18 protein-coding genes are annotated in these 23863 nt (G+C 61.1%); 11 read left to right on the forward strand and 7 right to left on the reverse strand.

Annotated elements, in window-relative coordinates; all coding sequences use genetic code 11:
- The 6 genes from THS5294_RS00755 to cysG form a co-directional block, all read left to right on the forward strand.
- On the forward strand, window positions 1-1204 hold a 1204-nt coding region (locus THS5294_RS00755; protein ID WP_058122216.1), incomplete at its 5' end, for a nitrate ABC transporter ATP-binding protein.
- Between the two features lie 75 nt (window positions 1205-1279).
- Complete coding sequence (nirB, locus tag THS5294_RS00760; RefSeq protein ID WP_058122217.1) at window positions 1280-3718, forward strand: nitrite reductase large subunit NirB; 2439 nt, start codon at window positions 1280-1282, stop codon at window positions 3716-3718.
- A complete protein-coding gene (gene nirD, locus THS5294_RS00765) occupies window positions 3715-4056 on the forward strand; it encodes a nitrite reductase small subunit NirD (protein WP_058122218.1) in 342 nt (113 codons plus the stop codon). The genes nirB and nirD overlap by 4 nt, the downstream gene beginning before the upstream one ends.
- Entirely contained in the window at window positions 4053-6632 is a 2580-nt protein-coding gene (locus THS5294_RS00770) for a nitrate reductase (RefSeq protein ID WP_058122219.1), read from the forward strand. Before nirD ends, THS5294_RS00770 begins: the two co-directional genes overlap by 4 nt.
- Window positions 6629-7564: a glycosyl transferase family protein gene (locus THS5294_RS00775; protein WP_058122220.1), complete on the forward strand. Its 936-nt coding sequence runs from the start codon at window positions 6629-6631 to the stop codon at window positions 7562-7564. The genes THS5294_RS00770 and THS5294_RS00775 overlap by 4 nt, the downstream gene beginning before the upstream one ends.
- Entirely contained in the window at window positions 7561-8952 is a 1392-nt protein-coding gene (gene cysG, locus THS5294_RS00780) for a siroheme synthase CysG (protein ID WP_058122221.1), read from the forward strand. The genes THS5294_RS00775 and cysG overlap by 4 nt, the downstream gene beginning before the upstream one ends.
- Before the next feature lie 73 nt (window positions 8953-9025).
- On the opposite strand, the gene THS5294_RS00785 is transcribed toward cysG, so the two are convergent.
- Together THS5294_RS00785 and betC are read right to left on the reverse strand one after the other, a co-directional pair.
- Window positions 9026-11437 carry a GcvT family protein gene (locus THS5294_RS00785; protein ID WP_058122222.1) on the reverse strand — a complete coding sequence of 804 codons (2412 nt, stop codon included), beginning with the start codon at window positions 11435-11437 and terminating at the stop codon, window positions 9026-9028.
- A gap of 99 nt (window positions 11438-11536) precedes the next feature.
- Entirely contained in the window at window positions 11537-13045 is a 1509-nt protein-coding gene (gene betC / locus THS5294_RS00790) for a choline-sulfatase (protein WP_058122223.1), read from the reverse strand.
- A 90-nt stretch (window positions 13046-13135) separates the two neighbouring features.
- Here betC and THS5294_RS00795 point away from each other — a divergent pair, with 90 nt between their 5' ends.
- The 3 genes from THS5294_RS00795 to THS5294_RS00805 are packed head-to-tail and all read left to right on the forward strand — an operon-like array spanning window position 13136 to window position 17209.
- Window positions 13136-13795 carry an ABC transporter ATP-binding protein gene (locus tag THS5294_RS00795; RefSeq protein ID WP_058122224.1) on the forward strand — a complete coding sequence of 220 codons (660 nt, stop codon included), beginning with the start codon at window positions 13136-13138 and terminating at the stop codon, window positions 13793-13795.
- On the forward strand, window positions 13795-16179 hold the full coding sequence (locus THS5294_RS00800) for an FtsX-like permease family protein (RefSeq protein ID WP_370736561.1): 2385 nt from the start codon (window positions 13795-13797) through the stop codon (window positions 16177-16179). The genes THS5294_RS00795 and THS5294_RS00800 overlap by 1 nt, the downstream gene beginning before the upstream one ends.
- Window positions 16169-17209, forward strand: a complete 1041-nt coding sequence (locus tag THS5294_RS00805) for a lipocalin-like domain-containing protein (protein WP_058122226.1) — start codon at window positions 16169-16171, stop codon at window positions 17207-17209. Before THS5294_RS00800 ends, THS5294_RS00805 begins: the two co-directional genes overlap by 11 nt.
- Here the strand turns inward: THS5294_RS00805 and THS5294_RS00810 are convergent.
- Window positions 17206-18660, reverse strand: coding sequence for an alpha/beta fold hydrolase (locus THS5294_RS00810; protein WP_058122227.1), 1455 nt, complete (start codon window positions 18658-18660; stop codon window positions 17206-17208). The genes THS5294_RS00805 and THS5294_RS00810 overlap by 4 nt on opposite strands.
- A gap of 84 nt (window positions 18661-18744) precedes the next feature.
- Here THS5294_RS00810 and THS5294_RS00815 point away from each other — a divergent pair, with 84 nt between their 5' ends.
- A complete protein-coding gene (locus tag THS5294_RS00815; RefSeq protein ID WP_058122228.1) occupies window positions 18745-19620 on the forward strand; it encodes a flagellar motor protein MotB in 876 nt (291 codons plus the stop codon).
- Here THS5294_RS00815 and THS5294_RS00820 read toward each other — a convergent pair whose 3' ends face one another.
- The 4 genes from THS5294_RS00820 to THS5294_RS00835 form a co-directional block, all read right to left on the reverse strand.
- Window positions 19621-20991, reverse strand: coding sequence for a glutamate--cysteine ligase (locus tag THS5294_RS00820; RefSeq protein WP_058122229.1), 1371 nt, complete (start codon window positions 20989-20991; stop codon window positions 19621-19623).
- Window positions 20992-21057: 66 nt separating this feature from the next.
- A complete protein-coding gene (locus tag THS5294_RS00825) occupies window positions 21058-21588 on the reverse strand; it encodes a hypothetical protein (protein ID WP_058122230.1) in 531 nt (176 codons plus the stop codon).
- Window positions 21585-22151 (reverse strand): hypothetical protein, encoded by a 567-nt coding sequence (locus THS5294_RS00830; protein ID WP_058122231.1) that lies wholly within the window; start codon window positions 22149-22151, stop codon window positions 21585-21587. The genes THS5294_RS00825 and THS5294_RS00830 overlap by 4 nt, the downstream gene beginning before the upstream one ends.
- Entirely contained in the window at window positions 22148-22873 is a 726-nt protein-coding gene (locus THS5294_RS00835; RefSeq protein WP_058122232.1) for a 16S rRNA (uracil(1498)-N(3))-methyltransferase, read from the reverse strand. The genes THS5294_RS00830 and THS5294_RS00835 overlap by 4 nt, the downstream gene beginning before the upstream one ends.
- 13 nt (window positions 22874-22886) lie before the next feature.
- On the opposite strand from THS5294_RS00835, the gene ubiA reads away from it, so the two are divergent.
- The gene (gene ubiA, locus THS5294_RS00840; protein WP_058122233.1) at window positions 22887-23846 is read left to right on the forward strand and encodes a 4-hydroxybenzoate octaprenyltransferase; all 960 of its coding nucleotides are present in this window, start codon (window positions 22887-22889) and stop codon (window positions 23844-23846) included.
- Window positions 23847-23863 lie beyond the last annotated feature (17 nt).

The raw sequence follows: 23863 nt of genomic DNA on the forward strand, positions 1-23863 counted from the left end.
ATCCGTCCGGGGTCAGGGGAAACACGTCCCCAAGCGGGTTTGTGCAACAAAGCCGGAGAAAGACAAAAAAACCTGCGTGCTCATCACCAATGACGTGGATGAGGCGATCATTCTTGCGGATCGGATCATCGCACTGAACCCCGATGGGACGCTCGGCGCAGAGTTCCCCGTCAGCCTGCCGCGCCCGCGCGACCGGATGGAGATGAACCATAACGCGGCTTTCAAAACACTGCGCGCTGACGTGACGCGTTACCTGATGGACGCGGGGATTGAGGCGAAGGTGGAGGGCACGAAACGACTGCCCAACGTCACGCCCATCCACAGCGTGCCCAAGGCCGTCGCCGAGGCGTCGCAATCCATTCGCCCGGACGATGCGTATCTAACCTTCCGCGAATTGCACAAGGTTTACCCCACGCCCAAAGGCCCCCTGACGGTGGTCGAGGATTTCGATCTGAAGGTCAAAAAGGGTGAGTTTATCTCGTTAATCGGGCACTCAGGCTGCGGGAAATCAACCGTGTTAACCATGGCCGCAGGTCTTAACCCGATATCAAAGGGCAACATCCGTTTGGATGGCTGGGACGTGCAGGGCGCAGACCCCGAACGCGCCGTGGTCTTCCAGTCGCCGAACCTGTTCCCATGGCTGTCAGCCAAGGAAAACGTCGCAATCGGCGTGGACAAGGTCTACCCCAAGGCCTCGGTGGCCGAGCGTCAGGATGTGGTCGAATACTATCTTGAACGCGTGGGTCTTGCCGACAGTATGGACAAGCAAGCCTCGGACCTGTCGAACGGTATGAAGCAACGCGTCGGGATCGCCCGTGCCTTTGCGCTGTCGCCCAAACTGCTCCTCTTGGATGAGCCGTTCGGCATGCTCGACAGCCTCACACGATGGGAATTGCAAGAAGTTCTGATGGAGGTTTGGTCGCGCACCAAAGTCACCGCAATCTGCGTGACCCATGACGTGGATGAGGCCATCTTGCTCGCGGATCGTGTTGTCATGATGACCAACGGACCCCAAGCGACCATTGGCAAAATAACGGATGTGAACCTGCCGCGCCCACGCACCCGCAAGGCGCTGTTGGAACATCCCGATTATTACACTTACCGCCAAGAAGTTCTCGATTTCCTTGAGGAATATGAACACGGCAACACGTCGAAAACGGCATCCCAAACGTCAGACAAACCCAAGGCCGTGGCGGCAGAGTGACCCTCGCCCCCTGCAGCCCTGTCATGTCTTTGGCCCTGCGCGTACCGCGCGTCGGGCGCATAAAAGGAAGCAAAAATGACTGAAAAACTTGTCATTATTGGTGCGGGCATGGCCTCTGGCCGTGTGATTGAGCACCTCGTAGAGGCCGCGCCCTCTGCCTACGATATCACCCTCTTCAACGCAGAGCCGCGCGGAAACTACAACCGCATCATGCTCAGCCCGGTTCTGAGTGGTGATAAGGCCTATGAAGAAATCGTAACCCACGACGCGGCCTTCTATGCCACACACAATGTCACCTGCCGTTTCGGTGAACGGGTGGCCCAGATTGACCGCGCAGCCAAGACGCTGACGGCGGAAAATGGTGAGGTTATCTCCTACGACAAACTGGTGTTTGGCACAGGTTCCAATCCCTTCATGATCCCGCTTCCGGGCCATGATCTAAAGGGCGTCATCGCCTACCGTGATCTGGAAGACACCGAGCAGATGATGGCCATGGGGCAAGGATCTAAGGTGGTTGTTATCGGTGGCGGGCTTTTGGGTCTAGAGGCCGCCGCAGGCATGGCCGCACGCGGGGTCGACGTGACCGTGGTGCATATCATGCCATGGTTGATGGAGCGTCAGCTGGACGAGGCCGCAGGCTTCTTGCTGCGCAAAGCGCTGGTCGAAAAAGGCATCACCGTTAAATGCGCCGCCAATTCCAAGGAGATACTTGGTCAAGACGGTCATGTCCGCGCCCTGTTGCTGGATGACGGCACTGAGCTTCCCTGTGATCTCTTGGTGATGGCTGTCGGCATCCGTCCCAACGTGGCGCTCGCCAAGGACGCCGGGCTGGCTGTGGGTCGGGGCATTCACGTGGACGATCAGATGCTCACATCCGATCCCGATGTGCTGGCCGTTGGTGAATGTGTGGAACATGACGGGGCGATTTTTGGCCTTGTGGCGCCGCTGTATGATCAGGCTAAGGTGGCGGCAGCAACGCTGTTGGGCGAACCGGCCGCGTTCGTGCAAAAGGACCTCTCGACCAAGCTAAAGGTCACAGGATGTGACCTGTTTTCAGCGGGCGACTTTGCCGATGGAGAAGGTCGCGAAGACATCGTCTTTCGCGACCCATCGCGCGGTGTCTATCGCCGTTTGGTCATTGAAAACAACATTCTGGTCGGCTGCGTCATGTACGGCGACACCGCCGACAGCAATTGGTTCTTTGGCCTTATCCGCGACAAAACCAACATCGAAGAGATGCGCGAAACTGTCATTTTTGGCCCCGCGTTTCAAGGAGGCGGCTCTGTGGACCCGCTCTCAGCCGTTGCAGCCTTACCGCGTGATGCGGAGATTTGTGGCTGCAACGGCGTGTGCAAAGGAACTATCGAAGATGCGATCACAGCGGGCGCAACCGACTTAGGGGCCATCAAGGCCACAACCAAGGCCTCCGCCTCTTGCGGCAGTTGCACTGGGCTTGTCGAGCAGGTGCTTGCGGTCACATTGGGTGACGATTTCGTAGCCCCTGCCGCCGCCACGGTTTGCGGCTGCACCGACATGACCCATGAAGACGTGCGCCGCATGATCAAATCCCAAAAGCTGACTTCCATGGCTGCCGTGTGGCAGGCCTGTGGTTGGAAAACACCCTGCGGATGCCATGTCTGCCGCCCGGCGCTTAACTTCTATCTGCTTGCAGATTGGCCGCTGGAATATCGCGACGACCCGCAATCACGTTTCATTAATGAACGTAAACACGCCAACATCCAAAAAGATGGCACGTTTTCGGTCGTGCCTCGGATGTGGGGCGGGATCACAACCCCCGCCGAATTGCGTGCCATCGCTGATGCGGCAGACAAATACGATGTCCCAACAGTCAAAGTGACGGGTGGCCAGCGGATCGATCTGCTTGGTGTGCGCGGCGAAGATTTGCCTGCAATGTGGGCTGATCTGAATGCCGCAGGCATGGTGTCGGGGCATGCCTATACCAAGGGTTTGCGCACCGTGAAAACCTGTGTCGGCACGGATCATTGCCGCTTTGGCACACAGGATTCGACTGGCCTTGGCATCCAGTTGGAAAAAATCCTGTGGGGTTCGTGGACACCCCATAAACTCAAACTGGCCGTATCTGGCTGCCCCCGAAATTGTGCCGAGGCGACGTGTAAGGACATCGGTGTCGTCTGCGTTGATAGCGGTTATCAAATCTCAATCGGCGGCGCGGCGGGCATGGACGTCAAAGAGACCGAGCTGTTGGTTCAGGTCGCGACCGAGCAAGAGGTGATCGACGTCATCTGCGCCGTGACGCAGTTGTACCGTGAGGGTGCCAAGTATCTGGATCGGATTTACAAGTGGATGGCCAAGGTGGGCCTCGACTGGATCACCGCGCAGGTCGTGGATGATTTAGATAACCGCCAAGCCTTGGTTGAGCGGTTCGAACTCAGCCAATTGATCTATCGTAAGGACCCCTGGGCGGAGCATGCGGCAACAAAAGCCCAACAATACCAGCCCCTTGCCGACCTATCATTGGAGGCTGCGGAATGAGCAACTGGATCGATATCGCCGCCCTTGATGACGTCCCGAAACGCGGCGCGCGCATGGTTAAAACCGCCCACGGCTGCGTCGCGGTGTTCCGCACTGGTGCGGATGAGGTTTTCGCGCTCGACAACGCATGCCCGCACAAGAAAGGGCCTTTGGCCGAGGGCATAGTGCACGGACGCGCTGTGACATGCCCATTGCACAATTGGGTCATCTCGCTGGAAACGGGCCAAGCGCAGGGCGCGGATGAGGGGCAAGTCGCGACCTATCCTGCGCGGGTTGAGGGGGGGCGCATCTTGCTCGATGCCACCTTCCTGCGATCGCGGAAAGTGGCCGCGGAATGACCGAACTCACGCGCACCACCTGTCCCTATTGCGGCGTTGGCTGCGGGGTTTTGGCCGCGCCAGACGGCACCATTCAGGGTGATCCGGACCACCCGGCCAACTTTGGGCGGCTGTGCTCCAAGGGCTCTGCGCTCGGCGAAACCATTGACCTTGAGGGCCGCTTGCTGACCCCGATGGTGGATAACGCGCCCGCAAGCTGGGACACCGCACTGGGTCAAGTGGCCGAAAAATTCTCAGCCGCAATAGACACATATGGCTCCGACAGTGTCGCGTTCTATGTGTCGGGCCAATTGCTGACCGAGGATTACTACGTCGCGAATAAGCTGATGAAGGGCTACATCGGCTCGGCCAACATCGACACCAATTCCCGGCTGTGCATGGCGTCCTCGGTTGCGGGACACAAGCGCGCGTTTGGGTCTGACACGGTGCCGCAAACCTATGAGGATCTGGAGGAGGCCGATCTGATCGTGCTCGTCGGCTCCAACCTCGCGTGGTGCCACCCAGTGCTGTTTCAGCGCATCATTGAGGCCAAGAAAACGCGCCCAAATCTGCGGATCATCAACATCGATCCGCGGCGCACGGCGACCTCTGAATTTTCCGACATGCACCTGAACATCGCGCCCGACGGGGACATTGCGCTGTTCAACGGGTTGCTCGCCCATATCGCCGATCAGGGCGCACAAAATAATGTATACATTAATGCATACATTAATGGCTATGAGGATGCCGTGGCCACCGCCCGGCTGAGCAACCCTGCGGACACCGACCTCAGCCCGGCGGAGCTGGAGGCGTTTTATACCGCGTGGACCGGCACGGAAAAGGTCGTCACGCTCTATAGTCAGGGCGTGAACCAGTCGTCCTGCGGCTCCGACAAGGTAAACGCGATCCTGAATTGCCACCTTGCGACGGGTCGGATCGGCAAGCCCGGCTGTGGCCCGCTTTCGGCGACGGGCCAGCCCAATGCGATGGGCGGGCGTGAGGTTGGCGGTTTGGCGAATATGCTCGCCAACCACCTCGATCTCGACAACGCCGCCCACCGCGATGCGGTTCAAACGTTTTGGAACAGCCCAACGATCAGCGACCATCAGGGCCTTAAGGCGGTCGATCTGTTTGATGCCTGCGCGCGCGGTGAGATCAAGGCGTTGTGGGTCATGTCCACGAACCCAGCCGTGTCTTTACCCGATGCCAACCGCGTGGCGGAGGCCATCGCAAATGTGCCGTTTGTGGCCGTTTCGGACATCATGGCCCGCACGGACACGGGCGATCTGGCCGACGTGCTGCTGCCCGCGACGGGGTGGGGCGAAAAGGACGGGACCGTCACAAATTCGGAGCGTCGGATTTCACGCCAGCGCGCGTTTTTGCCCACGCCGGGACAGTGTCGGCCCGATTGGGATATTGTGGCCGATGTTGCGCGGCGCATGGGGTTTTCTGGGTTTGACTATACCAGCCCCGCTGAGATTTTCGCCGAATACATCGCCCTTGGTGATGCCGCGCAGCGTTTCCATCGTGACCTAGATCTGAGCGTTTTTGCGGATGTGGATTACGCCAACCTGTTGCCGACCCAATGGCCCCGCAATGGTGCAAGGTTCTTTGCAGAAGGCGGGTTCTATCATGCCGACGGCAAGGCCAAGATGTTGCCCATTTCCGCCCCAAAACTAAGTCAAAACCCTCAGTTTTCCTTGAATACGGGCCGCAACCGGGACCAATGGCACACCATGACGCGCACGGGCAAAGCCCCGCGCCTTGGGGCGCATCTTGCGGAGCCGTACCTTGAAATACATCCCTCAGATGCAGCGCAGATCGATGTGGTCGAGGGGGATTTGGTCGCCGTTGAGAATACCTGCGGCGACGGTATCCTACGGGCATTGATCACGCCGCGCGCCACGCCGGGGCAGGTGTTTGCGCCAATGCATTGGACCCGTCAAAAGGCGCCGAGTGGCATGATCAACAGCCTGATCCGCCCGGAGGTTGATCCGGTCTCGGGCCAGCCTGCGTCCAAAACGGGTGCAGTGGAATTGCGCAAATTCGCAGCCGCTTGGTACGGGTTTGCGGCCAGCACCACTGAGATGCAGCCAAGCGAGATTTACAGCGCGGTTGCCCGTACCCGAACCGGATGGCAGGTGGAACTGGCGGGGCGTTGCCTGCCCCTCAATTGGGAAGATACCGCCCGCCGCGTCACCGGCTGCGCCGATGCGACAGCGGCCAGCGTGACTGATGCTCAGGCGGGTACAACGGCGATTTCGTTCACCCAATCGGGCACCTTGGTGGGTGTGTTCTATGCAGGTCCTGCGCCCATCGCCTTGGCGCGCAGTCATGTGGTGGCCCTGATCGGCACACAGGCCGACCCGCTTCGGGTCTTGGCCGGGCGTCCTGCGGCGGGGCAGTTCGATCCGGGTGCGACCGTGTGCGGGTGTTTTGACGTGGGCCGCAACACGCTTTTGGCAGCGGTACAGGGTGGGGCCACGACGGTTGCAGCCTTGGGCGCGCAGACCTGTGCGGGCACCAATTGCGGTTCGTGCAAGCCAGAGTTGGCGGCCCTTTTGCACGAGGCGGCCCTGCCGATGGCCGCCGAATGAGCATCGCACCCTACGTTCGGATTGTCGCCCGGGGGCAGGGGCGCGCACGGCCCCTCACGATGTCAGAGGCCCACGATGCCATGACCATTATCTTGCGTGGACAGGCTGATCCCGAAGCGGTCGGTGCCTTGTTGATGGTGCTGCGGCTGAGGGGCGAAGTGCCCGAAGAAATCGCGGGTTTTACGGCCGCTTTGCGGGATCATGTCACGGGGGTCTTGCCAACGGCGGACCTTGATTGGCCCAGCTATGCTGCGGGCCGGACCCGTGGCGCGCCCTTGTTTTTGCTAGCCGCGCGCTTGGTCGCACAGGCTGGATATTCGGTGTCTATGCACGGTTGGAATTCGCATCAAATGCCTGATGCAAGCGTGCGGGAGGCATTGGAGCACGCAGGCCCACTGGTGCGTTACAGCCCCCTTGAAACGCTTTGCCCCGAGGCGTTTCGCATCCTGCGGCTACGCGATGCTTTTGGGCTACGCTCATGCTGGAACACCGTGTTGCGGATGTGGAACCCGTCGCAGGCGCGTGTGTCGGTGCAGGGGGTGTTTCACCCGTCCTACCGCAGCCTTCAGGCCTGCGCCGCCGAGATGTTGGGTCAGAAAGACCTTGTGATCATCAAAGGCGGGGGTGGTGAGTTTGAGCGTAACCCAACCAAGGATATTGCGCTATTTGGGTTGCGCGATGGGGTGCACGCACAGGCGACAGCGCCCGCGCTTTTGGCGCAACCACGCCGTCTGCATGATCCGGAAATGACACTGAATATTGGAACCCTTTGGCGGGGTGACCTCCAGAGCGCGCAGGCACAGGCGACTGTGACAGGGACGGCTGCGCTCGCGCTTTGGGGGCTTCGCGCTGAGGCCACTCTCAAGGAATGCCAAGACTTGGCCCAAGACCTTTGGAGCAATCGCAACGTTCAACAAAAGGTGCACGCATGAAAACCTTTCCGATGTTTCTTCAGATGGCGGGACGCCGCGTTGTGATCGTGGGGGGCGGCGAACAGGCCGCGCAGAAAACGCGATTGATGCTGAAAACCGAAGCGGTGATCGAGGTGCTCGCCCCGCAACTAGAGCCGGAATTGGCCGAACTCGCGGCACAGGGCCGGGTTGTTCAACGCGCGGGGCCAATCACCCCGGCCAGTTTTGCGGACACTGCGTTGTGTTTCATCGCGACGGGTTGCCCTGGGATGGATGCCGCGTTGCATGATTTGGCCAAGATCGCGGGTGCGACGGTTAATGTGGTCGATCAGCCAGAGCTATGTGATGCAATTACCCCCTCTATCGTGGACCGTGATCCGGTTGTCGTGGCCATCGGCACCGAGGGCACAGCGCCGGTTTTGGCTCGCCAGATCAAGACCCGGATGGAGCAGATGCTAGAGCCGGGCCTAGGCGATTTGGCCTCGCTTGCAGGACGCTTGCGGGGGGCTGCAGCGGCCCGGCTTGGCCCCCGTGCCCGGCGCGATTTGTGGCGCTGGGTGTTTACGGGCACCCCGCGTGAGGCCTTTGGCCGGGGCGCAGAGCGGGAGGCCGCGCGCCTGATCAAGGACGCGATCCAGACCGGCAATATCCACGCAGAGACCGGCGGCAGCGTGGCGCTGGTCGGGGCAGGGCCGGGCAGCAAGGACTTGATTACGCTGCGCGGTGTGCAGCGCCTTCAGGAGGCGGATATCATTTTCTACGACCGCTTGATTGACCCAGAGGTGTTGGAACTGGCCCGCCGCGATGCGGAGCGTGTGTACGTTGGCAAGCACCCCGGATGTCACGCATGGCCCCAAGCGAAAATCACCGCCAGACTTGTGGCCGCAGCCCGGCAGGGACAGCGCGTTGTGCGGCTTAAGGCTGGGGATCCCGGCATTTTTGGTCGCGCAGCCGAGGAGATCGCCGCCGTAAAGAACGCAGGCTTGCCGTTGGAAATTGTGCCCGGGGTTACGGCTGCCAGTGGGGCGGCGGCCTCTGGCGGGACGGTCCTGACCTCACGCGATGACGTGGATACGGTTGTGTTCGCGACGGGTCATTTGGCGGATGGGGCTGTCGCACCAGACTGGCTGCCGCTGCTGCGGCCCGGCACGTGCGTCGCGGTTTATATGGGTGTGCGGGCAGCCCCCGACATTGAGGCCGCGTTACATGGGGTTCCACGGCGCGATTTGATCCAAGTGTCGGTCGTCGCGGACGCACAAAGGGCCAATGAGCAGCGGTTTGATTGCACCGCGACGACGCTGACCAAGGCGCTAGAGGCGCACAACGTTACAAACGGCGCGGTGATCTTTTTGCGGTTGCCCAAGACTGCCTATGCCGAAAACGTTGTGCCGCTTCAGGCGGCTGAATAGCCGTCATGCGCTGGTTCCAAACGATCAAAATGTCCGCCGCGCGGGTTCAAACGCGCGGCGGGAACCGGGTGGCCTAGGCGCGCAGGCGCGCACCTGCGGGGTCAAAGGGCGGCTCGGCCAGCACGATGCCGCGGTGGGGTTTGCCCAAGATCATCACATCGACCTCCGCGCCCGGCTCAACACCCTTGAGGAACCCAAGCGCCAGAGATTTTTCGACCGTATAGCCATAGGTGCCGGATGTGACGCGGCCCACGGGCGTCCCATCGGGGAGGAAAATAGGCTCTCCACCAGTGGCGTCCGCGTCCGTGACGTCAAGCACCTCGATGATCGAAAGCATCTCACGCGCGGGGTTGTCCTTGAGCGCGACGTAGGCGTCCTTGTTGAGGAAATCCTTGTCCAGCTTGCACAGACGTTCGAACCCGACTTCCTGTGGCCAATACTCGGGGGAGTATTCGCGGCTCCAAGACCCGTAGCCCTTTTCGATGCGCAGTGACATCAGGGCACGGCTGCCGACGGGGCCTGCGCCCAGCTCGCGCCCGGCATCCAAGAGCGCGGTGTAAAGGGCCACTTGATCCTCAGTCCGGCAGTGCAATTCCCAGCCCAGATCGCCAGTAAAGCTGACCCGCAGGGCGACCAGATCGATCCCGCCCAATGTGATCCGCGCGGACCGCATGAAGGGGAACGCCTCGGTTGAGAGGTCCGCGTTCGTGAGCCGCGCAAGCAAGTCACGGCTTTTGGGGCCTGCCACGTTAAAGCCGCACATGGCTTGGGTTTGGCTTTCGAACGCGACCGTTTCGGGGCGCTCAACCGCGTTAAAGAACCGCTGATGATACCGCTCCGCCGCACCAGACCCGATGATGAGGAAGTCTTCCTCGCCCAGCTTGGTCACGGTGAAATCACCTGCGATGCCGCCGTTCACCCCGATCAGAGGTGTCAGGCAGGACCGGCCCACGGCGCGGGGCATCTTGTTGGCGAAAATCGCGTCCAACCAGTCCGAGGCCCCTGCACCCCGCACCGAATATTTGGCGAAGTTTGAGATGTCGATGATGCCGGCGTGGTCGCGCAGCATGCGGCATTCGTCGCCCACGGGTCCCCACCAGTTTTGGCGGGTGAAACCGTTCGTGTCCTTGGTGCCCGGCGTGTCCGCAAACCATGCGGGATGTTCCCAGCCGTAGTTCAGGCCAAAGACGCCGCCGAGGTCTTTTTGCATTTCATAGACGGGGCGGGTGCGCACGGGGCGGCCTGCCTCCCGTTCTTCGTTGGGGAAGTGGATCGAGAAGCGGTGCGCGTATTGATCGCCCACACGGGCCTTGGTGAAGGCCGCATCGGCCCAGTCCCCAAAGCGGGCCACGTCCCACGCGAACATGTCATAGCTGCTTTCGCCGCGGGTGATCCATTCGGCCGCCATCAGGCCCATGCCACCTGACTGCGAAAACCCGGGGATAATCCCGTTGCAGCAGAAGTAGTTGCGCAGTTCGGGCACGGGGCCAAACAGCACGTTACTATCGGGGGACCAGATCATCGGGCCATTGATGATCCGCTTGATCCCGGCCTCACCCACCACGGGGACGCGGTCGATCGCGCGCATGATGTTGTCTTCGATCCGGTCGAGGTCGCCATCAAACAGGTCGTGGCCAAAGTCTTGGGGTGTGCCATCTTCGGCCCAGAATTTCAGGTCGCGCTCATAAGCGCCGACCAAAAGGCCCTGACCCTCTTGGCGGAGGTAGTATTCGCCGTCACGGTCGGCAACCGATGGCAGACGTTTGTCCATGCCCGCGATTTGCGGGATCGTTTCGGTCACGAAATACTGGTGCTCAGTCGGTTGCAGGGGCAGATCAAGGCCCGCCAGTTTGCCAACCTCACGGCCCCAAAGACCGGCCGCGTTCACAACCCATTCGGTGCGAATATCACCCTTTGGTGTGCGCACAATCCAAGTGCCGTCTGGCTGCTGCTCAGTGCCTGTGACGGGCGTAAAGCGCAGGATCTCGGCTCCCATTTGCCGCGCGCCGGTGGCGTAGGCGTTGGTCACGCCCGAGGGGTCCACGTTCCCGCCGGAGGGTTCGAACATGATGCAACGAATGCCGTCATAGTTGACCAGCGGGTGCAGGCGCTCGGCCTCATCACGGGTGACTTCGTGGAATTGCAGGCCGTAGTATTTCGCTTTGGCCGCTTGCAGGCGCAGCTGGTGTTCGCGCGCCTCGGTCTGGGCCAGATACAACGATCCGGGCTGGAACACGCCGCATGATTGGCCGGTTTCGGCTTCTAGCGCGTTATACAGGTCCATCGTGTAGTTCTGGATGCGCGTGATGTTGGTGTTGTCGTGCAGGCCGTGGATGTTGGCTGCCGCGTGCCATGTTGAGCCAGAGGTCAGCTCATCGCGCTCCAATAGCACGCTGTCGGTCCAGCCCAGTTTGGCAAGGTGATAGAGGATAGAGCAGCCGATAACGCCGCCCCCGATGACAACTGCTTGGGCATGGGTGCGCATAGAATTCTCCCTTTGGGCCCTTAATTACGGGGGCCTGTTGGGGCTCACACGCGCGTTTGCGACATATCCTTGCCTATTCTTAACATGAAGCGCTTTAGGCTACTCCCCGCGGGGGAACCGCTTGGACTCCTCTACGTCGTTCAGGTCCATGTGGTTGCGCATATACCGCTCGGATGCGCGGCGCAGCGGCTGGTAGTCCCACGGATAATAGCCACCCTCGCGCAGGGCTTCATAGACGACCCAACGCCGGGCTTGGCTGGCGCGGACTTCGGCATCAAAACGCGCAAGGTCCCAGCGCGCCTCGGACTTGTGCCGCAGTGAGGTCAGCGTGCCTTGGTGGGCAGGGGCATCGGCAAGGTTGGTCAACTCATGTGGGTCGTCATCAAGGTTGAACAATTGCTCTGGGTCCAACGTGCAGCGGGTGTATTTCCATTGCCCATAGCGTAGGGCGACCATCGGGGCATAGCTGGCCTCTGCCGCGTATTCCATCGCAATGGGGGCGGTGCGGATCTCGCCTCGGGCGAAGGGCAAAAGCGATGTGCCTTCGGTCCAAGGCGCGACCTCATCCATCGAAACCCCCGCCAAGTCACACAAGGTCGGGCAGAGGTCGATGGTCGACATCGGCTCGGTCACGGTGCGGGGCGCGATGCCGGGTGCGCACAGCATCAATGGCACGCGGGCGGACCCTTCAAAGAAGGACATTTTGAACCACAGACCCCGCTCACCCAGCATGTCTCCGTGGTCTGAGACAAATAGGATCACGGCCTCTTGGCGGGTGCCTTCGAGGGCCTCTAGTACCTCTCCGATTTTGTCGTCGAGATAGGAGATATTGGCGAAATACGCACGGCGGGAGCGTTTGATGTTGTCCTCCGACAGATCAAAGCTGCGCCAGTCGTTCGCGTCAAAGATACGTTGGGAATGGGGGTCTTGGTTGTCATAGCCCAGATCGCGCACTTCGGGCAGGAGGTGTTCGCAATCCTCATAGAGGTCCCAGTATTTCTTGCGGGCGACATAAGGATCGTGGGGGTGCGTAAAGCTGACCGTCAGGCACCAAGGCCGTGCATCCGCCCCACGGGCATATTCATAGACCTTTTGCGTCGCTTGAAACGCAACATCGTCGTCATATTCCAGTTGGTTCGAGATTTCGGCCACCCCTGCGCCGGTGACAGACCCCATGTTGTGATACCACCAGTCGATCCGTTCCCCGGGTTTGCGGTAGTCGGGGGTCCAGCCGAAATCGGCGGGATAGATATCGGTGGTGAGGCGTTCTTCAAAGCCGTGCAACTGGTCGGGGCCGACAAAATGCATCTTGCCCGAGAGGCAGGTTTGGTATCCCGCACGGCGCAAATGGTGCGCATAGGTCGGGATTTCCGCGCTGAATTCGGCGGCGTTGTCATAGACCCGCGTCAGGGATGGCAGTTGCCCGGACATAAAGCTGGCCCGCGCGGGCGCGCACAGCGGTGAGGCGGTGTAGGCGTTGGCAAACCGGACCGAGCGTTCGGCCAACCGCTTGAGGTTGGGGGCGTGTAGCCATTCGGCAGGGCCATCGGGAAACAGCGTTCCGTTGAGTTGGTCCACCATGAAGATCAGAATATTTGGCTGTGTCATGTCTGCCTCCCTTTGGGATCATCGCTAGGGGGCGGAAGGTGCGGCGTCAATTGGTGTTGAACGTCGGGCCTGGGGGTCTACCTGACGGTCATGGAATTACTGCACGCGACCGATGTCTCCAAAAGTTTCGAAACGGGTGAAGGCCCCTTGCAAGTTTTGCGGGGGGTGTCGCTGTCGTTGACGGCGGGTACCAGCCTTGCCCTGACCGGGGAAAGCGGTTCGGGCAAATCGACGTTGCTGTATTTGATCGGTGGATTGGACGTGCCCGATGCGGGGCACATCCGCATTGCGGGTACGGATATCGCAGGTCTGGATGATCCGGGGCGCGCGGCGCTGCGGCGGGGCACGGTTGGGGTCGTATTTCAACAGTTCAACCTGATCCCATCGTTGGATGTGGCGGCCAATCTGGCATTTCATGCGCGTCTGTCTGGGCGCCATGATGCGGCATGGACCGCCCACCTCGCGGAGCGTTTGGGCCTAAGCGCGCTTTTGTCCCGCTTCCCCGAGCAGCTATCCGGCGGCCAACAGCAGCGGGTTGCCATTGGACGAACCTTGGCCGCAAAGTCCGAACTGGTGTTGGCGGATGAACCCACCGGCAACCTAGATGAGGCAACAGGCGATGCGGTGATGGATCTCTTGCTAGAGCTTGTCTCGGAGACTGGGGCGGGTCTGTTGATGGTCACGCATTCGATGCGGCTGGCGGCGCGGCTGGACCGTCAGGTCGGACTGCGTGCAGGTGTGATCGCGTGATCCGGGCGGGCGCGCAGGCGCTGTGGTCGCATTGGGCGCGGCATCGGTTGCAGCTGCTGGTGGTGATCATCGGCTTGGCGCTGGCCACCGGGTTGTGGACCGGGGTGCAGGCCATCAACGCCGAGGCGCGGGTCAGCTATGACCGGGCTGCGAGCGCGCTGGGCCAGACCAACCTGCAACAGATCACCCGCGCGGATGGGCCGTTGCGGTTGGCGGATTTTGTGGCGCTGCGTCGGGCGGGGTGGCTTGTGTCGCCCATAGCGCAGGGCGGTTTGCGCGGCACGGGGCTAGAGGTGCTGGGCTTTGATCCGTTCACCGCCCCCCAAGGGGCCGCAGTGCCAGACCTAAGGGGCGCAGGTGATTTGAGCGCGTTTTTGGTGCCGCCCGGTGTTGTGTTCGTCCATCCCGAAACGGTGGGTCGACTGCCTGATGGGCTGCCGCCCGCCCGCGTTCTGGATACGATTGCGCCGGGGCGGCTGGTGACTGACCTGAGCATCGCAATGCAGCTTTTGCGGAGCGATACGCTTTCGTCGATCATTGTGCTCGAAAACCAACCGCAGGGTCGCACGCCGCTGTCCGATCTGGACGCCAGCTATATGCTGAGCGCACCGAGTGAGGGTTCCGACATCGCGCGTCTTACGGATAGTTTTCACCTGAACCTGACGGCGTTTGGGTTGCTCTCGTTTGCAGTGGGGCTGTTCATCGTGCACGCGGCCATTGGCCTTGCGTTTGAACAGCGGCGGGTGCTGTTTCGGACCTTGCGTGCCTTGGGTCTGCCGCAGCGCGCACTTGTGGGGTTGCTGGCCGCTGAGGCGTTTGTCCTCGCGACCGTAGGCGGCAGCCTTGGGATTGTGCTGGGCTACGTGGTAGCAGCGGCACTGTTGCCGGGTGTCGCGGCGACCCTGTCGGGGCTTTATGGCGCGTCGGTGTCTGGTAGCCTAAGCCTGAGCCCGATCTGGTGGCTGACAGGATTTGTCATGGCCTACATCGGGGCTGCGGCGGCTGCGGGCAGCAGCCTTTGGCAGCTCTCACGCCTGCCCATTTTGGCACCGGCGATGCCGCGCGCGTGGGCGCGGGCCAATGCGCGCACCGCAAGGATACAGGCGTTCGGGGGCCTCGGCTTACTTACTGCGGCGTTGATACTGGGCGTTGCGGGGGATGGTCTGGTCGCGGGGTTCGCGTGTCTTGCGGCGCTTTTGTTGGGGGCGGCTCTTTTGGTACCGACGGCTTTGACCCTGATCATCAGGGGCCTGTCACGCTTTGGCACAGGGGTCGTGACCCGCTGGGTCTGGGCGGACACGCGACAGCAAATTCCAGCACTTTCGCTTGCGTTGATGGCGCTTTTGCTCGCGCTTTCGGCGAACGTGGGGGTGTCGACCATGGTCGGGTCCTTTCGGGGCACGTTCATTGGCTGGCTCGACCAACGGCTGGCCTCTGATCTCTATGTTACCACACGCACCCCCGCCGAGGCCGCCGCGTTTCAGGATTTTGTCGCAGATGATGTCCACGCCATTTTGCCGATCATCTCTGCTGATATCACCCTCGGCGGCACCCCTGGTGAGGTGTTCGGCATCAAAGACCACGCGACCTACCGTGATCACTGGCCCCTTCTGGAAGGTGCCCCTGACGTCTGGGACCGGGTCGCTGCGGGTACGGGTGTGTTGGTGAACGAACAGCTGGCGCGCCGCGACGACCTTTGGACTGGGGCGACCCTGACGCTGGCCCCCGATTGGCGTATGCAGATCGTGGGCGTCTATTCCGACTACGGCAATCCGGCGGGGCAGGCGATCATCGGCTATGATACGTTCTCGGCCCGCTTTCCGGACATATCACCTCTGCGTTTTGCGATCAGCGCGGATGCCCCTGCCGCCTTGCGCGATCGGATCGTCATGGATTTTGGCCTGCCGCCCGACAACACGATCAACCAAGAGGAGGTCAAGGCGTTCTCCCTTGAGGTGTTTGAACAGACCTTCCTCGTGACCCGTGCGCTTAATGTGCTGACGCTTGGGGTTGCGGGGTTTGCGCTTTGGGCGTCTTTGACGACGGTTGCCACGATGCGATTGCCGCAGCTTGCGCCGGTTTGGGCGCTGGGACTAACCCGCCGCCACCTTGCGACGCTGGAAATGGGGCGCGCGCTTGTGCTTGCGCTGTTGACGGCGGTTCTGGCGGTGCCGGTCGGATTAGGGCTTGCGTGGGTGTTGCTGGCGATTGTGAATGTTGAGGCGTTTGGTTGGCGCCTTCCGATGCAGGTGTTTCCGTGGGATTGGGCGCAGCTGTTGCTGTGGGCGCTGGTGGGTGCGGCCCTTGCTGCCGCCTTGCCGATGCGCAGCATTGCAAAACTGCCTCCGTCCGAATTGTTGAAGGTATTTGCCCATGCCCGTTAGAGCCATATGCGCGGCCCTTTGGCTGATCTGCATGCCCATGATCGCGTCGGCGCAGGGGTTTGCCGGCCTTGGCCAAGATGCTGAGGGGTATGCGCTGCCAACGCCCGCGCCCAGTTTCACATTCCCCCAAGATCATGGCCCACACCCCGAATTCCGCATCGAGTGGTGGTACCTGACGGCCGTGCTAGAGGGCGCAGACGGCGAAACCTACGGCGTGCAATGGACGCTGTTCCGCTCCGCTTTGCGGCCCGAAGGGGACGTGCAGGTCTGGATGGGCCACGCCGGGATCACCACGCCCAAGGCGCATTTCACGGGCGAGCGTTTGGCGCGTGGCGGGATCGGGCAGGCGGGTGTCACGCCCGCGCCTTTTGTCGCTTGGATAGATGATTGGACCATGCAAAGCCGCGCTGCGACCGGCGACGCGCTGGATGCGTTGCACCTGACGGCAACGCTGGAGGGTGCGACCTATGCACTCGACCTCACCGCGACGGGGCCGTTTGTATTTCATGGCGACAACGGATTTTCGGTGAAATCTAACAGCGGGCAGGCCAGTTACTATTATTCGCAGCCCTTTTATGAGGTCAGCGGTGTGTTGAACCTGCCGGATGGTGAGGTGGCGGTCACAGGGCAGGGCTGGCTCGACCGGGAGTGGTCGTCGCAGCCGCTTGATGCGGGGCAACTCGGTTGGGATTGGTTTTCCCTGCACTTTGAGGGGGGCGAGCGGCTGATGGGCTTTGGCCTTCGGGATGAGGCGGGCATATCGTTCACCTATGCCAGTTGGATCACGCCAGATGGCGCGGTGGTGCCGTCAAATGATCTGCGCCTGACGCCTATTCGTACTGCGAAAGTTGCGGGCCGTGATGTGCCTGTGGATTGGCGTGTTGAGCTGCCATCCCAAGGGCTGGATATCACGACACGTGCGATTAATGATGACAGTTGGCAGGCGACGCTGTTTCCCTATTGGGAGGGGCCAGTGACCGCCGCCGGGACGCATCAGGGCCGCGGATATCTAGAAATGACAGGCTACTAGCCCGCGTCAAACATCGGAAAGCTGACGCCTAGCGCCCAGCCAAGGCACAGGCCGAGGCCCGCCCCCACAGCCACGACCGCGCCGCTGCGGCGGCCAACCCAGCCGCCCATCACGCCAAAGCTCGCGTAGAACAATCCGATGAGCGGCAGGATAAGTAGCAGAAAAAAGAGACGCTCAAAATCGAGGGCCGTAGCAATCGCGAGCGAGCCAAGAAAGCTGATCCGTGCGGCGGTTTTGCGCGTAAATGATGCGTTTCCGGCTTGGGTGAGCGTGGCCTCAGCCAATAGCGCGAGGATTGTGCCGAAACTGATCGCCGCGATGATCGCGACGCGCGGGCCCGTTGGAAAAAAGCTTGCGACATAGCGGTCAAGAAAGCCGCCAAAAAGGACCAGCCCCCAGAGCAGCAAAAGGGCAAAGGGCAGCATGCGCACGCCTGTTAGCCGAACACCGCCCATGCGCAGTATGGCGAGTGTCAAAAGACCGTAAACGGCAGCATGTACGGCAAGGTAATCGGCGACCAACACGGGTAGAAAATGCAACTCGAACGGCGCGAGGATGAGCGGCGTGACGAGCGCCGGCACCAGCGTTGCGAGCCAGAATGTGCGGGCGGGAACGGCGGGCGGTGCTGCGCCGTGGGGCACGGCGCGGGCCAATGGCCAGCCCAATGCGACGATGCCCGCAAGCGTGAGCAAAATCCACGCGCCGGTCGCTGCGACTGGTGGGGTGATTTCGCGGTTAAATGCAGCGTTGATCCACGCGAGTGCTTCGCGCTTTGCGGTTTGTGAATAAAGGACACCGACATGCTCTACCCCCGGTGCCACGACGGCGCGCCGAATGGTTGAACCTTGGGTCACAGTCTGGCCCTCATCGCCTGTGCCGATGAGCGATACGGCGTTGAGGGCTGCGTCGCGCAGATGCCCCTCGGCTTGGCCGGATATCATCAAAAGGCGTGCGGGTTCGGTGCTGGAAACGGCCTCTGAAAACATGGAAATGCCTACAACTGTTGGGATGTTATCCGCAACTGCGACACGGGTGATGACGTCTGTGGCCATGGAATGTCCAAGCAGCGCGATGCGCCCATCCACCCCCGGTAGCGTGCGTGCAAAGTCGATCACGCGGCGGGTTTCATCCATTAATAATCGGGTCGTGCCATCGATTTGGGTCACGTCGCCGGACATCGGGATCGGGTTACGGCCATGCCCCTCAAAATCGAAGCTGACGGCGTAATATCCCGCGCGCGCGAGCGTTAATGCGTAGCCTTCCATCAACTGGCGGGACCCTGCAAAACCGTGGGCAATCACGACAGCGGGGCCAGGACCCGCGCCGTAAATTGTGACCGGCGTTGTGCCCACTTGCGCGGTTTGGCGGGGGATGTCCGCGCGCTCTTGCTCAAGCTGAAAGACCCCAATTGTGAGGGCAAAAAGAGCAACCAACGTGGTTAACAGGCGCATATTTGTGGCTTTCGGTGGCACGATTAATCGAGTGTTCATCTAGTGTTGTTACGCCTTTGGCAAAGCGAAACCTCTGTGAGTGCTATGTCCAACGATTTCGAACGCCCCATCATCATTAAGCGCAAGAAAGTCATCAGTGGTGGGGGGCACCATGGGGGCGCGTGGAAGGTTGCCTATGCGGATTTCGTGACCGCAATGATGGCGTTTTTCATGCTGATGTGGCTGCTTAATGCCACCACAGAGAACCAGCGCAAGGGCCTTGCGGACTATTTCAGCCCGGAAATCCCGATTGCGCGGATATCTGGGGGTGGGGATGGCGCGATGGGGGGCTCCAGTGCGTTTTCGCAAGAAACCTTGGCGCGTGATGGCGTGGGCGGGATTGGCAAGGATCAGGGCGTCGTGCAGCAGGCATTTGGGACGGCAGGCACGATGCAGGCCCTAGCGGAGGCCGAAGAAGCGGCCGCAAAGGAAGAAGAGGAGTTGGCTGCGGCTGAAAGTACCCTGTTGGGGTTGGGGGGGGATAGTCTGGTCGAGGAATTAGCCCTGACGCACGTACAAACGCGGCTTACGGATGAGGGGCTGGTGGTTGAGATTTTTGACTTGCCCGACAACCGTTTGTTTGAGCCGGGCAGCGATACGCCAAAGCCGCAACTGGTTGCGCTTGCGCAGATGATAAATCGCGTGGCGACGATTGTGTCCAACAGTGCGGCCATCGAAGGCTACACCCGCGCGCGCCCCATTGTTGAGGCACGTGACATCTCATGGGATCTGTCGAGCAGCCGCGCAAACAGGATGCGGATGCTGCTGATCGAGGCAGGGTTCGAAGGTCGGCGCATTCAGCGTGTCACGGGACATGCTGATCGTAGCCCCAAGACTGAACGGCCCATGGATTATCGCAACAACCGGCTAGAGGTCGTGTTTCTACGCACAAACCCGCGTGCGGGATCGGGGCGACGCTGATCAGTAGGCGTGATCGGCGAAGATACGGGTCAAATCCCCGTTCCAGCGACCGTTGTAATCATCCACCAGTTCATCAGCGGGGACTTTGCCGGTCTCAATGGATTCCTTGAGGGCATTGAGGAAGTGGGTCTCATCCGGGACAAGCCCGCCAACACCAGGACGGGCGCGGGCTTTTAGGCCAGCCTCAGAGATTGCGACGGCTTCGCGCGCGATATCGATCATCCGCAGGCCGTTTACCTCGGCTTGAAGGCCATGGATTGAGGCGGCGACGCGCAATTCTTCGCGTGTTTCGGCATCCCAATCTTTGACCAAATCCCACGCGGCATCCAGCGCGCCTTGGTCATATGTCAGCCCAACCCAAAACGCGGGCAGGGCACAAAGCCGCCGCCATGGGCCACCATCGGCCCCCCGCATTTCGATGAATTTCTTCAACCGCGCTTCGGGGAAACAGGTTGTCAGGTGGTCTGCCCAATCGCTCATCAGGGGTTTTTCTCCGGGCAGAGCAGGCAGCTCACCCTTAAGAAAATCGCGGAACGACATGCCGAGTGCGTCAATATATTCGCCATCGCGGTAAACAAAATACATCGGCACATCGAGCGCGTATTGCACCCACGCCTCAAACCCGAAACCTTCGTCAAACACGAACGGGATCATGCCGGTACGGGCGTCGTCCAGATGCCGCCAAATGCGGGAACGCCACGATTTATGGCCGTTCAGCGTGCCCTCAAAGAACGGTGAGTTCGCGAACAAGGCGACGGCCGCGGGCTGAAGCGCGATCGCCACACGCATCTTTTTCACCATGTCAGCCTCAGACTCGAAATCGAGGTTCACTTGCACGGTGCAGGTCCGCCGCATCATGGATGTCCCGGCGGTGCCGACGCGCTCCATGTAGGCGTTCATCAATTTGTAACGCCCTTTGGGCATCAAGGGCATTTCTTCGTGCGACCAAATCGGGGCGGCGCCCAAGCCGATGAAGCCAACGCCGATCTCATCGGCGATGTCCTTGACCTCGGCCAGGTGGGTGTTCACCTCATCGCATGTCTGGTGGATCGTCTCGAGGGGGGCACCAGAAAGTTCTAGCGCGCCGCCGGGTTCAAGGCTGACGTTCGCGCCGTCTTTTTCGAGGCCGATAATATGGGGGCCTTCAAAAACCGGGGCCCAGCCGTAGCGGTGTTGCAGTCCTTCGAGCACCGCCTTGATGGAACGATCACCGTCGTAGGGCAGCGGCTTGAGGCTGTCTTTGCAATAACCGAATTTCTCGTGTTCGGTGCCAATCCGCCAGTCTTCTTTGGGTTTGCACCCGTCCGCAAGATATTGTGCGAGCTGGTCGTGGTGAGTGATCGGCGCGCCGCCGGACTGGGGAATGGACATATGCGTCTCCGAAAGGGTAGCTGTCCCGCCGGAGCGGAGTGGGCCACGACTGAGCGCTCTGGCGGGTCAAGTCAAGGGCTTGAGCGTGCGGGCATGCGCAGGATGGTGCCAAATTGTGCGCGCGGTCGGTGTGCGTGATTGCACAGCGCGGACCATCAACCCGGTGTCGAACTGCGGCAGTGCGGTGAACGTATCCAGCAGGACGTCAACGCCCGACGCGCCCGCAGGGATGATCAGGGGCTGGGGTTCATGGCTGGTGAGCTGCCAAAACGTGTTGCCATCATGCGTTCGGGTAAAACTGACCTCACGCAAATCCGCGAGCGCGACTGTTCCGCCAGCAAGTGGGCCAAGGTAGGTGATCCGCCCTTCGGTCACCTCAACGATGCCCGGTGCCTCGGCGTCGGTGCGGAATAATGCGTGGCGTGTGCCCGTGAAAATGAGTGACGCGCCGATCAGGGCAATGACCCCGCCCGCCAATACGCCCAGCCCAAAGGACGTGAGCGCGATCCAACCGCCTACGCAGGTGACAGCGGTGCCAATCATCGTTTCGCGCCATTGTTTCAGGCGCGCAACGGCTTCGGGGCGGAGCCAGCTCATGGGGTCTCCATCTGTGTGAGATCTACGATCATGCGTCCATCCGGGGCAAACAATTTGCCGCCTTCAGTTGTGTAGTTTTGGGGGCTGGGGGCTGTGACATTGCGCCGTTTGCCAAACCCGCGCGCGGCACGTGGTGTCATGGCTGCCCCGCTCATGGAATTGACCCGTTTAAGGCCGGGTGCTTTGCCGACCAGATCGGGCGTGCCGGTTGGGCTTTGGATCACGTAGTGCGTGTTATCCACGAAATACCCGCCGCCGCCCTGTACATCGCCTTGGGGATATAGCGCGAGCGCGTCGAAATTGGGCACGGCACTGAGCACGGTATAGGCGCCCTTGGCTGGCCGATCCCACTGCTCATCAACCGCGAAATACAGGAAATGCAACCCATCAGGCGAAAGCGCGCAGCGATCAACAAGGATGTCGTGCTGCATCCATTGCCCCGGTGACAGGGTATCCGTCGCCCTATCCCAGCCGATCAGCCGCCATAGGGGGCCCTGCGCTTGGCGTAGGATCAGGGCCGCAGGTGTTTGGCTGGCGTAGAACAGGTGCAATTGCACGCTCACGCCCAATCTCCGACGGTGGTTTGCCACAAGGTCAGGGCCGCAACTGCCGCCGTGTCTGCGCGCAAAATGCGGGGGCCAAGGCTGATCGAGGTGGCAAAGGGTGCGGCGCGTAGCCGGGTGCGTTCCTCTGGTGAAAAACCGCCCTCTGGCCCGATCAAGATGGCGGCGGGGCCTTGGCGCACGGCCGCGAGTGACGATGCCGTGCCCACAAGGCTTTCGTCGCAGAACACCAATTGCCGATCCTCGGGCCACTTCGCCAGAACCGTGTCCAGCTTTTCCAAAGCGCTGACTTGCGGCACGAAAGTCCCGCCGCATTGCTCGGCGGCCTCAATCGCGTGGGCCTGCAGGCGGTCTTGGCGGATACGCTCGGAATTGGTGAAGCGTGTTTGCACCGGACAAATCCGGGCAGCGCCCAATTCTGCCGCCTTTTCCACGATGAAATCGGTGCGCGCCTTTTTGATCGGCGCGAACAACAGCCACAGGTCCGGGGGCATGTGCTGCGGCGCGGTTTGCTCCTTGCACAAAAGCATACCCCGGCGCTTGGCCGCGTCCACGATTTCGGCAGCCCACGCGCCATCAGCCCCGTTGAACACGGTGATCACATCGCCCACGCTGAGCCGCATCACCCCAAAAAGGTAATGCGCCTGATCCGCGGAGACCGCGACTGTTTGCGCCTCCCCCAAGGGCTGGTCTACAAACACCCTGACTTTGCTTTGCGCCATGAAAGGCTCCCCGATGTCTCAGATTGCGCCCCCACCTCAAGAGCAGGTTGCCGATGCCGTCAAGGGCAACTGGGTTGATACCCGTGCCCCGGCGTGGACGCGACCCTATCTGCGGCTGTCTCGGGCGGACCGTCCCATTGGGACATGGCTGTTGTTATTGCCATGCTGGTGGGGCGTGGCCTTGGCTGCGGCGACCCACGGACCGCGGTGGTTTGATCTGTGGATTGTGCTGGGTTGTGCGATTGGCGCGTTTTTGATGCGTGGGGCGGGATGTACGTGGAATGACATCACAGACCGCGATATCGACGGCAAAGTTGCGCGCACCCGGTCGAGGCCCATTCCGTCCGGGCAGTTGACGGTCAAAGGGGCGCTTTTGTGGGCGGTTGTGCAGTGCCTGATCTCATTCTGTATTTTGGTCACGTTTAACCTAACGGCGATTGCGCTGGGCGTTTTGGCCTTGGCCCCTGTGGCGATTTATCCGTTCGCAAAACGGTTTACGTGGTGGCCGCAGGTGTTTTTGGGCGTGGCGTTTAACTGGGGCGCGTTGCTAGCGTGGGCGGCACACACGGGCAGCGTGGGGTGGGTGCCGATCCTGCTGTACCTGTCGGGCATCGCGTGGACGCTGTTTTATGACACGATCTACGCGCACCAAGACAGTGAGGATGACGCGCTGATCGGGGTGAAATCCACCGCGCGGCTTTTTGCGGACAACTCACCCAAGTGGCTGCGGTTTTTCCTTGTTTTGACGGTTCTCCTGATGGGGGCTGCGGTGATCATGGCGCTGGCGCCGACAGCTAATGTGCTGGGTCTTGTGCTGGCGCTGGGGGGTGTTTGGGGGTTTGGCTGGCATATGGCGTGGCAGCTGGGGCGGCTGGATATCACGGACCCTGCCAATTGTTTGCGCATCTTTCGCAGCAATCGCGATGCGGGCCTGATCCCTGCGCTGTTTTTCGCCGCAGCCGTGTTCCTGTGATTGCAGTGCGCTACAGC

The sequence above is a fragment of the Thalassobacter stenotrophicus genome (genome assembly GCF_001458315.1).
Lineage (GTDB): Bacteria > Pseudomonadota > Alphaproteobacteria > Rhodobacterales > Rhodobacteraceae > Thalassobacter > Thalassobacter stenotrophicus.